The organism is Brevibacillus reuszeri, from assembly GCF_001187725.1.
Taxonomy (GTDB): domain Bacteria; phylum Bacillota; class Bacilli; order Brevibacillales; family Brevibacillaceae; genus Brevibacillus; species Brevibacillus reuszeri.
This window is the reverse complement of the sequence record NZ_LGIQ01000002.1, coordinates 240,606-253,493: the sequence shown is the minus strand read 5'-3', so window position 1 is coordinate 253,493 and position 12,888 is coordinate 240,606. Positions and strand designations below refer to the sequence as shown.

The following is a 12,888-nucleotide window of genomic DNA, read 5'->3' as shown; positions in this document are numbered from 1 at the left end:
ACGAAAAGCCCAAACTGGAAATTTGGCTTCGTCCACGTCTTTAATTAAAATCCAGATAAACTACTCGACTAGATTGTTTTCTTATTATCCTACTTTTACTATCCCGATTACTTTGCTTTTCGGTACAGTCGGATCATGTTGAACGATAAATGCTTTCGAAAAACGATTCAAATACGTTTCTTCGTGCGATTTGGGCGTTAATATAATCAATTTCCTTTTTAATTCCTGAACATATAAATCAAACACTTTCGATTTTCGATTTTCGTCAAGAGCACTATCGAATTCGTCAAGAACGATAAATCCCGGAGTCGTTTGTAAATTTTGCAGAAGTGCCAAGGCAAAGAGGAGAGAGCTCAGCGATTCTTCGCCACCTGATACACCTTTCCCCACTTTTCCGCCACGTGCCTTTATGCTTACATCTTCCAATGATCCACGATGACCTTCTTTTCGCGCTTTAATATACAACTTGAAATGGATTCGCTTACGCTGACCTTCATATGATTCCCAACCAATATCCCCTTCAAATTGAAAGTGACTCATATAAATCTTAAACCGCTGCTGCAGTTCGAGGACCCGCATGTTAATCGTCGTTTCCATTTTGTCTCTTAATTGCTCGGCACGTTCCTTATCTTGTTCAAGCAAAATATTTGTCCTTTTGAATTCATCGTCTAATCGCTCATATTCATATTTCGCAGTCTCATAATTTTCCGGTGCAGTCGGATCTATTCCGTCTTCGGTCCGGGCCTGATTAAACTTTACCTGTCCGCTTTCACGATCTATTTTCAATTGTGGAATAGAAGTCGGTTTTTCCAGCGCGGCATTGGCAATGACTTCAGAATAAATCCCAGGGATCAGATGCTGCAGCTCATTCAATTCTTGTATGGTCTTAACCAGCTCTTCTTTTGTAATCTCGATTTGATTCAAGTTACTTTCCTTTTGGTTCCTTCTCATGCGAAGATCGTCCTCCACATGATCCAGCTCATCGGACAACCTTCTTATCTCTCGCTGTGTCTGGTTGATCTTTCGATCGAGCTGATCTCGTTCGTTCTCCAACCGAGAAAATGTCTTCTTCTGTTCTCTTACCAAGTCTTTCTGTATCAACCCTTGCTTTTGTAGCACATTTAATTCCTCATATTTGTCTTTCATCTTGCCGAGTTCTTCGTAAAAAGCTTCCTCATCACGCAATACCTTTTCCAATGCAGCTTGCTCCAGCTGTAGACGAACGAAACGAGTCCTGTCTGATTCGAGCCGTACCCTGTCCTGCTTAATTCTTTCTTCGGTTTCGAGTTCTTCATTCAATTTATTTTTCAGTATGACTCGCTCATGTTCATGCGTCATAAATGCTTCCGCTTCCCGAACCTGATGAATAATGCTATTTAACTCCTGAACTGTCTTGGTGTCTTCCTGTATTTTCTTATCATATAGGGAAATCCTCTGGTAGAGCTCATCTATCTGCACCTGCACTTCATGCTTACGAGCTCGCAGCGCCTTCACACTCAATATATACTTGTCCTTTTCTTGCGGACCTCTAATCCCGATCGGATCGATTAACACACCATTTTGGATGGAGAATATGTTTTCCCGGAAAAATTGCTCCACCCACCAAAGTGCTTTGATCGCATGGGGAATTTCGTCTTCACTGAGCCCTTCCTTTACCTTAATATGAAGGTTGGTTAAATGAGTAATAGACCGATCAGGAACGATTTTCATCAGGGGGACGTGATACAAATCGTTTGGCGGATTCGTATGCGTACCGTTAAAAAACATCGTGTATTTGATTGTTTGAAACAACAGCTCATCTTTAAGCCGGGCAGTCTCATCCATTTCAATGAGTTCACGTAAAGGATACGCTTTTATTTGCTTAGAACGAAACCATTTCATTGACTCGATTTGACGAGCTGATAAGTCACGTTCCTCTTCCAGTAAAACAAGTTCTTCTCTTAACCCTTGCAAATCCCTTATATCGTTTCTTTTTCTGTCTTTATATTCTTCAATTCCAGCTTCCAAAGCCACAATCTTTTCTTGTACAGCGTAACTGCTCTTATATTGTCGAAGTCTTTCACGATGAACAGTTTCCAACTCGTCATCACGCGCTATTTTCTCTTTGATTCCAGCTATTTTCCCCACTTTTTTTTGCCAAGCTGTATTTTGCTCAGCCAGTAATGACTCCGTGTAATGGTGCTGCTCGTCTGTTTGCCGTTGTTCTTCTGACAACGTATGCAGCCTACCTTTAACCTCGTCTTCGGTTCGAGTAATTTGACCTTTCCGTGATGTAATCGATTCTAATTCTTTCTCAAGTTGTTCGATCTTTGTGTTGATTTCCTGAAGTTGCACAGCCGCTTCATCCATTTTGTTCCCCACGGTCTCAATCCGTGCATTCAGTATTTCAAATTCACCTTTTTCTGTTTCCAGGCCTTCCGTTGCTTTTTCCTTTTCCTCCTTTTTTAATGCTATCGCGTCTTGCACTTCATAAAGTTCCTCTTCCAACTGCTGAATAATAGCCTGGATGCTCTCTTTCTCCCTGTGTAAATGCTTCTCTAACCCGAGCAAAGATTCAATATACATCTCCGCCCCTTCTCGAAGTCTTTTTTGATTATCCAGAAAACGGTCGAGTGCCGACTTTTTCATCGCTAAGTCTGCTTTCATTAATTTTACGTTCAATTCCGAAGACCGGAGTGTTTCCTCGGTCTCCTTCATTTTTTCAATGCTTTCTTCCCAATCTCGCTGGACTTTGTCTATCCCATGTATCTCACTAAAAATGCGGAAACGCTCCTCTGGGTGCATAATCGCAAATTGATTAACTTCTTGCTGGTACCAAATTAGATAGAAAAGATCAGGATCGATTTTGTATTTATACTGTAGATCTTTCTTGTAAGCAGAAAAATTGTAATAACGATCACCTGATGTGTACGTAATTGTCTCTTCCCATGAATCAATTTGTTCCCCCTTTGAAATCGAAAACACTTTTTTCAGAGGCTGTCCGGGGTCTTGAGACATACTTAGCGTAAATTCAATGAACGAAGGCGCATCAATTTTCATGAATCCATCATTCTTAAATAAAAAAGAGATTTTTGCTCTCCATGTTTGATCAGCCAGTAAGTTACGAGATTTGAGTCCCTCAATATCTACCTTCGAGGAATACAATACCGCCCCCATACAAAACGTAATGGTCGATTTTCCCGCTCCATTTGGCCCAGTAATCAGCACATGTTGATCAGCATCAGATAAATCAACTAAAGTTGGAGAATAGTCGCGAATTCCTGAAAAAGTAAGTCTCCACGGAATCATTCATTTTCTCCTTTCTGGTAAAGGTTATACCGTCTGAAAAATTTCAAAACCTCTTCTTTGTTTAGTTGATGAGATTGACTAAATTCAACTGTTCGGCGTAAAAAAGAATCAGAGAACATGTGAATACCGATAGCCGTAAGTTGATAAGCTTTTTCATGTGAGTTTGTCTCGTATTCCTCAATTGCACCGATCTTTTTTAACGGATCAATATTCAATAGAATGCGCTGGTTTGCCTTTGTTGTTTCGTGTCCAAATGCGTTAAGCAGTTGATCAAAAAGAGTAAACTCATGCTGTAGTACTTCCTGCTGATAAAACATATATAAGAGAATCGCCAAGCTTTCCTTTGTCAAAGTGTTACGGGCTGCTCGAGCGGGCACCCTCATTAGTGCAACTACTTGATCACGCCGTTCATCATAAATTACTCGGAAATAGCGACTTACAGCTTGATTGACGCGTTTAATAAACGATGTTAGCCCTTCGTCATCCCCCTGAATCTGAAGCTGCTTCTCCACTTCTTTTCTTGAAAGACCAAAGTTCCCTGATCGTATGGAAGCAGAGGACGAAAAAAGAATGTTCATAAATGCGATCTCTTCATTCTCCGTCAAAATTCCCTTCAATGATTGCATCACATTTAATGGATTGGCATTCGTCTCTTCACTTATTTCGTTTTCGGATGATATTAGCTCGATCTTCACGATTCATCCACTCCCATTTTCGTTCATATTCCGGCAAATTTGTTTGTCCCGTTTTGTGTATCGTAATTTTTTTATTCCCAACCAACGCGGAAATGGCTGTAAGTGCATTAACTGCGTCACTCCATTGATCAGTGGTGGCTTCAATGACGACTTGTTCAATAGATGCTTCTTCGTGTTTGTCTAAAAATAATTCAATATCTTGCGTTTCTATCATCGATTTCGTCAATAGCCAGTTTGATTGCCCCATTAATTCTTCCATTTGATCCATTGAAATCTCTTCTGAAACAAAAACAAGCTCTTCGACCATTTCGTCCGATTCAACTAATGGTTCGTAAGTTTCCAAATAGTGTACAGCCTCTTCTATAGCTACAGCGGAAAGCGGGGAAGCAAATTTAAACGGGATCCACAGCCCGTCCACTGCCTCACCCTCATATTGGTCCTGTTCCATAAAACTTAACAACTGATACACGTTAGGAATATCTGAATCAAGCGGTGGATCAAACATCTGACTGATGAACTCTCGTACCTTTTCCGGCTGAATAGACGAGGTTAAGGGAGTTTTTTGCATATGGGTAAACTTCAAATACTTATTAATCATTCCTAGACTTAAATTGGTTCCCTCTGCTAGAACTGCGGTTCCTTTTTGCATTAAATTAGCAAGAATTAAGCTGTCCTCCAATGTCTGGAATTGACGAAGCCGTTCTTGCAATTTCACTTCAAGTTCTCCCATTAACTGATGAATAAGCTCTAGTTGCGGCAGTGCGTTGCGATCTGCCAGCATTTCCAATTCGCGTTCTTGCATTAACTGAATCGCATTTTCAACATTACGAATCATACTGGCAATCTTATTACCTCCAGATATCCCATGGTCGTCGTATGCTTCACTTAATTCAGCATCACGTCTAGCTTGGAAAAGCGAGCGACCTATATCATCTTCCATATAGTAGGCTAAAGAATCGTTCGCAAGCCGTATAATAGCATCCATCATTCGCTTTCCAACATCTCGTAGCTTTAACTGACGTGACTGCTTTGAAAGCCAGTTATATTTGACAAGAACATTAACAGTTTGTTCAACACTCTTTTTCGAAGGCGGTTCTGGATCTTTGTATCGATTTTGATAACGATAGTAAACAGTCTCGGCGTTTTCAATCGGCTCATCAAGACCAAGTGCTTCTTCATTAAACAGTTGGATCAAACGTAAAAAGCGCAGGATTTGAGTAGGCGCTTCAAAAGAATATTGTGACCCTAAATCACTCAATACACCCGATAAAGATGCGATATCCTTCATCGACTGTATGACCTCGGGAGCAGAATCATCAAATTGAAAAATGGATATTAGTGGGCGATCCACTTTTTCCACTCGCTCACACCCCCTAAGACTTGTTCCTGTTCCACCATTTGCTGCTTTAAAAATGCTACCATGTGCTCCTCGTATTGTTGCCAGTTTGTGATGACATCGAGTTGAGGAGTAATCCATTTAATATGTGGACTCCTAACTTGTGTCACAGCTTCGTACAATTCCCTCGCAATTATTAGCCCATCAGGGTCATAATCACTCCAAATGATAACTTGACTCAAAGAACTATTTTTTACTAATTGCTGAATGCACTTTCGATGTGATGTTCTTAAATGTCCATCTGCACATAATATAAGAGAATTTGCCTCCTTCAAAAAATTCTTTTCAGCAGCCATTCTTGTAAGTATTGATCGATTTTCAACCAGCCACAGTATGGATGTATTTGTGCAGTACTCGTCTTCAACAATCGCTAAATCTGTCAAAGCGTGAACAGGTCCAAATTGATAGGTTGAAAACCGCCCAGCGATGTGCCCTGAAAAATAGAGCGGTGTAATTTTTCCTAAACTAGTGAGGCCAAGCGTGTCCGCTGGGCATTGTGCCCAGTCTTCCAACTGTGCAATGAATTCCTCTTTGTACAAATCGAATTCCTTGGATCCTCCAATGGCTTGATAATAATTTGCTCCAATTTCTTTCCAGTCAAAATTCGTTTTATTACCAGCTAATTGCACAAAAGCCATAACAAAATGGAGAAATTTCAGTCGTTTTTCTATAGACCAATTGAATGGAAAAAGGGGTGAGTTAACTAGCTCCTCATACCCCTGGATATCTCCCTCATTTATCATGTTTATTAAAGTTAACACACCTTTTTTACTATTGGCTAAAAGGTGCTGATCGAGTTTATACTCAAACGAAGCTGCACTCTCATTCCAATTTTGAATCTGCTGATCAATGGCGTGCTTCTTTTTCTGAATCTGTTCTTCCTCATATTTGTACAATCGGTATCCTTGGCGATAATGCATGGAGTCTACCGTCTTTTCGTCTTTTTTAAATCGTAATTCTTTAATGATCCAGCCTTTTTCCAACCACCCCAACGTAATTGGATCGTGGTCATCTAGTTGCACTTTCTTTTTAGTCGTAAAATTTATTTTTTTCAACTCATTATCAGGGCTTTCTTCTTCACTGTCAGGATCATACATTGCTAATGTGAGCATCCCTACAATCCGATACGTTCTTTCTGTTTTCTTCATAATATTTACATCAATAAATGGAGAATCGAGAGCTGGAGTAAACTTTAGATCAAGATACTCTAATTTCTTTAGTATATTTTTATTAATATAGGTTATAAGTAAGGAATCAGTCATATCCAATATCTTCCTCTTTTTCATCTTTTCTATTTATTATACTAGCAGAAAGATAAACCCGTCATTGTAAGTAATTATTAGAAACTCTAAACTCAAATAACACAAATGGATGAAATCCTCGATAAACAAGGACTCCATCCATTTTTCAATAACTATCAATCACCTGGGTCACCTAGACAAACTGCCTGCTGTCATTATTTCGCCCAAACCGATAGATCGCAATCAGTGCAAAAACGACTGCAAATCCGAGCAATATCGCCATGTTCATGGTCAAGCTGCTGAGTGCTTGCCCTTGCTGGAGCTTGTTGATCATGTCAAGCAGCCAGTGCTGTGGCAGGAAGTTCGATATTTTTCTGACCGTGTCTGGCATGATCTCCATTGGGAAATAGCAGCCCGCCAGCAGACAGCTTGGCGTAATAATCAAATTTTGCAATGCCCCTGCGCCTGACGTGCTTTTTGCAAAGGCAACGATCAAAAGCGAAAGTGCCACAGCTGCCAGTGCAAACAAAAGCAGCGCCGGTATCATTTGACCGTAGGTGATTCCCGAATCGATATGGAAGACGTTTTTCATCACAAAGAGAGTCACCACAATTTGCACAAGCATGAGAAGCATGTTAACCACTACGTTTGAAATCACATACATTCGTGCTGACATCGGTGAAGATAGCAAACGCAAAAATGTGCGGTTTTCTTTTTCCTTGAGAATGATCTCTGACATATTGACGGCAGAGAACATCATGAACGAGATGAGAAAGCCAAGCGATCGATACGTCATTTCCTTTGTGATTGACGTGTTAGGCATCGCTTGCGCCGCCAGAGTAAAATTTCTCTGGCTGTACGCCGCATAAATGCTCGAAAACGCTGCTTCATCTCCTTTCGCTTCTTTACCGATGGCAGCGATATTGCCGAGGTAGCTTTGGAGCATCGTTTTGACGTAGGCGGTCACTTGTATTCCTTTCACGGAAACCATATTCAAATGGTCCGGCTGACCTCTTCGAATACTGTCTGCGAAGCCTTCTTCAAAAATTATCCCTGTGTCCAGATTGCCTTTCACAATATCCGACTGAAGCGTTTGTTCATCCGTGACGGTCACCTTGACATGACTCAACCCCTCCATAAACCGGATGGTGTCCAGTGTAATCGGTTGGCTTCCGTCCTGATTGATGACACCTACACGAATCGTGCTCGTGCTGACACTACTGTAAATCAGCATGGAGATCAAAACACCGACGATCGGCAATCCGATGTATACGAACCAGTTTCTTTTGCTACGAAAGGTATCCTTCAAGGTTTTTCGAATGAGCCACATCATTTCACTCATAATTAAAACGCCTCCCGTTTACGGATAGAGATGACAGCTGCGATCAGCACTAGCGCTGCAATCCCTACATTCAGCCCAATGGTTGACCAAGCTGCTGAGCTATTATCGGCATAAATAAGTTGCATCAAGGCTGTGTTCGCCCAGCGGATCGGCGACAGATATGTCAAGAAACCCAATACGCCTGTCGCATCATCAACCGGAAAGTAAGCACCGCCGACAAACGAAGCTACTTGCGTGAAGATCATGACAATTAACCGAGAGCCTTCTGCTTTAGCCAGGAAGCTGACGCCAAGACCCAAGCTGACTGCAACCAGCACTTCTGTCAGCAAAACAAGCACGACCATGCCATAGTGGTCACCCCAATCAGCGTGGAGCGCGTATTTGCTAAACAGAACGACCAGCAGGACACAAATCAGATTGATAACCGTACAGCCAATCACTTTCCCTGCGAAAATCGCGCCTTTGCTCACAGGTGCTGCCATCAGGCGAATAGCGGTATTGCGGGTACGTTCCCCTCTGAATAAATAGCTGGCGGAAATGATCGAATAGAGTGCGATCATCGTTGTCATCGCAATGGCGTAATAATCGATCGAGCCCGGTCTTTTCGTTGGATCAAGGGAAGACTCGCGGATAAAATCGGAGCTTTGCCCGGCGCTTTTGACAATTTCTTGGGCAATAGCTGGCTCCACCTGGTAGGCCGCTGATGCGAGTGCATAACGATCCGCGAACACGGTTAACATGCCTTGCAGGATATTGCTCTCGATTGTATCCTTACTGCTTCCATAAAACTTGATGCCACTGCTCGTAATTTCGGCGTACGCCGTATATCGATCGTTTTGAACCTCGTCCTGACCATTCATGCCTTGCTCCGCTTCAACAGCTTTGACTCCTTCTTTACTGATCTCCTCTATAAATCCGTGCCAATACGTGGTCAGTTGCGGGTCGATCGCATTGCTTTTGTACAACAAATGCAAGTCCCTCATCGTATAACCGGGGGCAAATGCATTGGACAGCGCCGCTCCCAAAATGAGGATGAGCACGATCGGCATAGCAAGCATAAAAATGAAGGTTCGCCTATTACGAAGATTTGATTTTATTTCTTTTACCGCGATGTTCCAGATGTTCATGGCAACGTCCTCCTCAGTCTCGCAGGTTTCGGCCGGTTAAGGTCAGAAACACCGACTCCAGATTAGGCGCTTGCTCCTCGACTGAACGAATCTCTACCTGATCCTTGATCAGTTGCTGAATGATCCGATTCAAGTTGTTGATCTCTGCTTTGGACACGATTTTAAGTGTATTTTCCTCCTGCAGCACAGCCGTCACGCCTGGAATCGATTTGAGCGAGTCCAACGAATACATCTCGTCGACTTTGATCCCGATCCAGATTTCTTTCGAGTCGGTAATGATTGATTTGAGCTGCTCCTTGGTGCCCTCCGCGATGATTTTTCCATGGTCGATGATGCCGATGCGACTGCAGATTTCTTCGACTTCCTCCATATAGTGGCTTGTGTAGATGATCGTGCAGCCCATCTCGTTCAGCTTGCGAACGGAGTTCAAAATATAATTTCGAGAGTGCGGGTCAATCCCGACAGTCGGCTCATCCATGATGATCAGCTTCGGGCGATGTGCGATTGCACAAGCGATATTCAAGCGGCGCTTCATTCCACCCGAAAAATTTTTGGGAAAGCTCTTGTGCTTGTCAGCAAGACCTACGAATGCCAGCGCTTCCTCCGTACGTTCCCGAAGCAAATCTCCTCTTAAGCCGTACAATCCGGCAAAAAAACTCACATTTTCATACGCCGTCATGTCCTCGTAAATGGCGAGCTCCTGCGGGACGATGCCCGTATTCATTTTGGCGAATTTGGCGTCCTTGGCTATGTTTTTTCCCAGCAGGCGGATTTCTCCCTTTGTACTGCGCAAGAGAGAGGCAATCATATTGATCGTGGTGCTCTTGCCCGCTCCATTCGCACCGAGGAACCCGAATATTTCACCTTCTCGCACGTTCAGCGACATATGATCAACGGCAATGAAATCACCGAATTTCTTGGTCAAGCTGTTGATTTCCAGTACATAGCTCATCTGGAGTCACTCCCTCACTCGTTATGTCTGTATTCTAATAAAAGAGGATGCCCTTATGTCAGTGCATAAGTTCATCCTCTGTGCATGAGAATCTTCACTTTGTTCTTCGTGAATGGTTTCACTCGTTCATGTAGGGAATGAGTGTCGTCACACGAAAGCCCCTTGTCCCGTCGACGATGACGGTACCGTTAGCCGAAGCCGCGCGCTCCTCCATTCCCAGAATACCAAGCCCTTTTACCACTTTCTCCGCACCTACACCATTATCCGAAACGATGGCTTGTATGAATTTGTTCAGTACCCGGACTTCGAGATTAATGGCCGTCGCCTTGCTATACTTGAGGGCGTTCGTTGCAGCCTCGGTCGCATTTTGCTGGATGATTTGCCACTGAAACGGCGTTATGACGTCAATATCGCCTCCAAAAGTCAGCGTGGCAGTAACTGTTCCTTTTGCCGACAGTTCATCCACAAAAAGCCGAAGCCGGTTGATTCCCATCTCCTCGGGCTTTGGCTTTACTTCCTTCAGCGTTATCCTGATCCGCTCCATCCCTTCCTTGGAAATGGCGATGGCGTTACCCAATAGCTCGGCTGCCTTTTCCCGATCCATCGAAAGCAGCATCCGCGCCGCTTCCATCTGAATCAGCGCACCAGCAACGGCATGTCCGACATCATCATGGATTTGCTGGGAGAGTCGGCTCCGCTCTTCCAGCTTGATCGTATATTCAGACTGCCGGATGTATTCGGTGTTTTCGCTCAAGGTTCGAGCCAGCTTTTGCAAATCGGCTCGCATCCTCTCCCGCTCCTCCTCCAGCCTCCCCAGCCTTTCACTCAGCACACTGCTGCATGAATACAGCAAAAAACTAAGAAAGGCGCTCAGCAAATATTGCGGAATCAATTCGAGCGGAGCGAGAAGAAGCGGGAGCAGCATCACGAGTAATGCGAGCAGTGAGCTTTTTCCAGAAAGAAAAATGAGCTCGTAGATGCTGATGGGGAGCAATAAGAGAAACAATGGCTCCAGACTGACCGCGCATGCGATGACCAGCAGGGCCGATACCCCGGCAAAGAACAGCTTAGGTTTGGGCTTTTTCATGATGGAAATCGTGATGTTCACAGCCAGATAAAGCAAATAGCACAGGATCAGCCAAGGGCTCAGCTCAGATGCCAGATTGGCCAGAAATGATGCCGTGATGATATAGCCAAGTACTGTCGCTTTATTTCCAATCGTCCAATATTCCATTGCAACTGATTTCATTTGTCCGCCATTCTCGCTTCACCTGTTAAATAGTAGATGGCAATCTGGGTACGATGCTCCAGTCCGGTCTTGTTAAAAATCGCCGTGATGTAGTTGGCAACAGTGCCTTCGGAAATAAACAGCTTCTTGGCGATCTCCTTGTTGGATAATCCTTTCGCGATGTGCTCCATGACATCAAGCTCGCGCTCTGTGAACAAGCTGCGGTTGATTTTGCAGCCAGACGGAGCTGGGGATGCTGGCTCAGCTGTTGGATTATCTGAAGCACTTGATGGAGTTTGCGCTTCTGCACGCCCCATAGCGAGATTTAATTTGATTTTATCCAGAACGACATCCTGCAAGACATGATGGTTGTTGTATACACTCTTGAGGGCGTCACGAATACGCTCTGGCTCATTATTTTTCAGCAAATATCCACGTGCTCCAGCCTTGACGGCTTCCAGGATGAACTCATCATCATCGAACGTCGTCAGGATCATCGGCTTGACTGTCGTCTGCTCGGTCAGAATACGTGCCGTCTCCACGCCGTTCATATTCGGCATCCGTACGTCCAGGAGCGCGATGTCTACTTCATTCATTTTGCAAAAAGCTATCGCTTCTGCGCCATCCGCAACGGTCCCCACTACTTCAAATTCAGCGAAGGTAGTCAGGATGATTTTCATGCCTTCCCGAATAAACGAATTGTCGTCAGCGATCAACACTTTTATTTTCACTGTGGCTTGCCTCCTGTCGCCTGAGCCTTTTGCCGCACGCTTGGCGGATGAAAGCATCCCCCTTTTGAGCAAACCAATTATAGCAGAAAAAGGGAAAGGAAATCCTCTGATTGCCATCAATAGAGCCACAAAATTCTCAGGCTCCAACAAGTATGCGCTTCGCAAGCTTTTGAAGCATTTGGTAATCAATTATAGACTGACGGTCAGTCATATGGTAATATTTAACTCGAATCTGGCAGTTAGTCAAATGAAGGAGGTCCTCATGAAACGAATTGTCAAAGACCCGCATACACGGCGTGCAGAAATAATCTCAGCTGCGGGAGAGCTTTTTCGCAATCAAGGATACGTCCATACCTCAGTAGAGTCAATTATCCAAAAGGTCGGTGTCGCCAAGGGAACCTTTTATTACTACTTCAAATCAAAGGAAGAGATACTGGACGCTTTTGTCCACTCGATGGTCGATCAGCTCTGCGAAGAATATCAAAGGATTGCCGATAACCCTGCGCTTGGAGTGATGGACAAAGTACGGCACATGCTGCGCGGACAAAGCCGTATCGCCGAACAGGAAAGTGAATGGCTGGACAGTCTGCACCGCCCCGAAAACAGGGAGCTGCATGAGCGTGTAAATATCGCCATCGTTTTAAAAATTGCCCCTGTGCTCGCACAAGTCATTGAGCAAGGGAATCAAGAATCCGTGTTTCAGGTGGAAAATGCGTTGGAGACAGTCCAATTTCTCCTGGCGGGGTCCCAATTTCTTTTGGAATCTGGCCTCTTCGACTGGGATCGGGATGAACAGCAAAAACGGATGCATGCGATGCAGGTCATCATTGAACGATCGTTGGGAGCGAAGCCTGGATCATTTTCGTTTCTGTAATTTTTCGAGCCATT

General features: G+C 43.9%; 10 protein-coding genes. 1 reads left to right on the top strand and 9 read right to left on the bottom strand.

Annotated elements, in window-relative coordinates; all coding sequences use genetic code 11:
- Positions 1 to 84 precede the first annotated feature (84 nt).
- The 9 genes from ADS79_RS01685 to ADS79_RS01645 all read right to left on the bottom strand — a co-directional run bounded on the left by ADS79_RS01685 (position 85) and on the right by ADS79_RS01645 (position 12,057).
- On the bottom strand, positions 85 to 3,288 hold the full coding sequence (locus tag ADS79_RS01685; RefSeq protein WP_049736674.1) for an AAA family ATPase: 3,204 nt from the start codon (positions 3,286 to 3,288) through the stop codon (positions 85 to 87).
- Positions 3,285 to 3,914, bottom strand: coding sequence for a hypothetical protein (locus ADS79_RS01680; protein ID WP_049736979.1), 630 nt, complete (start codon positions 3,912 to 3,914; stop codon positions 3,285 to 3,287). Before ADS79_RS01680 ends, ADS79_RS01685 begins: the two co-directional genes overlap by 4 nt.
- Before the next feature lie 28 nt (positions 3,915 to 3,942).
- Complete coding sequence (locus ADS79_RS01675) at positions 3,943 to 5,343, bottom strand: hypothetical protein (RefSeq protein WP_049736673.1); 1,401 nt, start codon at positions 5,341 to 5,343, stop codon at positions 3,943 to 3,945.
- Complete coding sequence (locus ADS79_RS01670; protein ID WP_049736672.1) at positions 5,319 to 6,641, bottom strand: DUF2399 domain-containing protein; 1,323 nt, start codon at positions 6,639 to 6,641, stop codon at positions 5,319 to 5,321. Before ADS79_RS01670 ends, ADS79_RS01675 begins: the two co-directional genes overlap by 25 nt.
- 172 nt (positions 6,642 to 6,813) lie before the next feature.
- Positions 6,814 to 7,962 carry an ABC transporter permease gene (locus ADS79_RS01665; RefSeq protein ID WP_049736671.1) on the bottom strand — a complete coding sequence of 383 codons (1,149 nt, stop codon included), beginning with the start codon at positions 7,960 to 7,962 and terminating at the stop codon, positions 6,814 to 6,816.
- Positions 7,963 to 7,964: 2 nt separating this feature from the next.
- Positions 7,965 to 9,089 (bottom strand): ABC transporter permease, encoded by a 1,125-nt coding sequence (locus tag ADS79_RS01660; RefSeq protein WP_049736670.1) that lies wholly within the window; start codon positions 9,087 to 9,089, stop codon positions 7,965 to 7,967.
- A gap of 13 nt (positions 9,090 to 9,102) precedes the next feature.
- The gene (locus ADS79_RS01655) at positions 9,103 to 10,041 is read right to left on the bottom strand and encodes an ABC transporter ATP-binding protein (protein WP_049736669.1); all 939 of its coding nucleotides are present in this window, start codon (positions 10,039 to 10,041) and stop codon (positions 9,103 to 9,105) included.
- Positions 10,042 to 10,159: 118 nt separating this feature from the next.
- The gene (locus ADS79_RS01650) at positions 10,160 to 11,290 is read right to left on the bottom strand and encodes a sensor histidine kinase (RefSeq protein ID WP_236699849.1); all 1,131 of its coding nucleotides are present in this window, start codon (positions 11,288 to 11,290) and stop codon (positions 10,160 to 10,162) included.
- Entirely contained in the window at positions 11,287 to 12,057 is a 771-nt protein-coding gene (locus tag ADS79_RS01645; RefSeq protein ID WP_409362410.1) for a response regulator, read from the bottom strand. Before ADS79_RS01645 ends, ADS79_RS01650 begins: the two co-directional genes overlap by 4 nt.
- 205 nt (positions 12,058 to 12,262) lie before the next feature.
- Between ADS79_RS01645 and ADS79_RS01640 the strand changes: the two genes are divergently transcribed.
- A complete protein-coding gene (locus tag ADS79_RS01640; protein WP_049736977.1) occupies positions 12,263 to 12,874 on the top strand; it encodes a TetR/AcrR family transcriptional regulator in 612 nt (203 codons plus the stop codon).
- The last annotated feature ends 14 nt before the right edge of the window (positions 12,875 to 12,888 follow it).

Bases quoted from the DNA above. Each gene is read 5' to 3' on its own strand.
- ADS79_RS01685 (WP_049736674.1), bottom strand. From the start codon at position 3,288: ATGATTCCGTGGAGACTTACTTTTTCAGGAATTCGCGACTATTCTCCA.
- ADS79_RS01680 (WP_049736979.1), bottom strand. From the start codon at position 3,914: ATGCAATCATTGAAGGGAATTTTGACGGAGAATGAAGAGATCGCATTT.
- ADS79_RS01670 (WP_049736672.1), bottom strand. From the start codon at position 6,641: ATGACTGATTCCTTACTTATAACCTATATTAATAAAAATATACTAAAG.
- ADS79_RS01665 (WP_049736671.1), bottom strand. From the start codon at position 7,962: ATGAGTGAAATGATGTGGCTCATTCGAAAAACCTTGAAGGATACCTTT.
- ADS79_RS01660 (WP_049736670.1), bottom strand. From the start codon at position 9,089: ATGAACATCTGGAACATCGCGGTAAAAGAAATAAAATCAAATCTTCGT.
- ADS79_RS01655 (WP_049736669.1), bottom strand. From the start codon at position 10,041: ATGAGCTATGTACTGGAAATCAACAGCTTGACCAAGAAATTCGGTGAT.
- ADS79_RS01650 (WP_236699849.1), bottom strand. From the start codon at position 11,290: ATGAAATCAGTTGCAATGGAATATTGGACGATTGGAAATAAAGCGACA.
- ADS79_RS01645 (WP_409362410.1), bottom strand. From the start codon at position 12,057: ATGCTTTCATCCGCCAAGCGTGCGGCAAAAGGCTCAGGCGACAGGAGG.
- ADS79_RS01640 (WP_049736977.1), top strand. From the start codon at position 12,263: ATGAAACGAATTGTCAAAGACCCGCATACACGGCGTGCAGAAATAATC.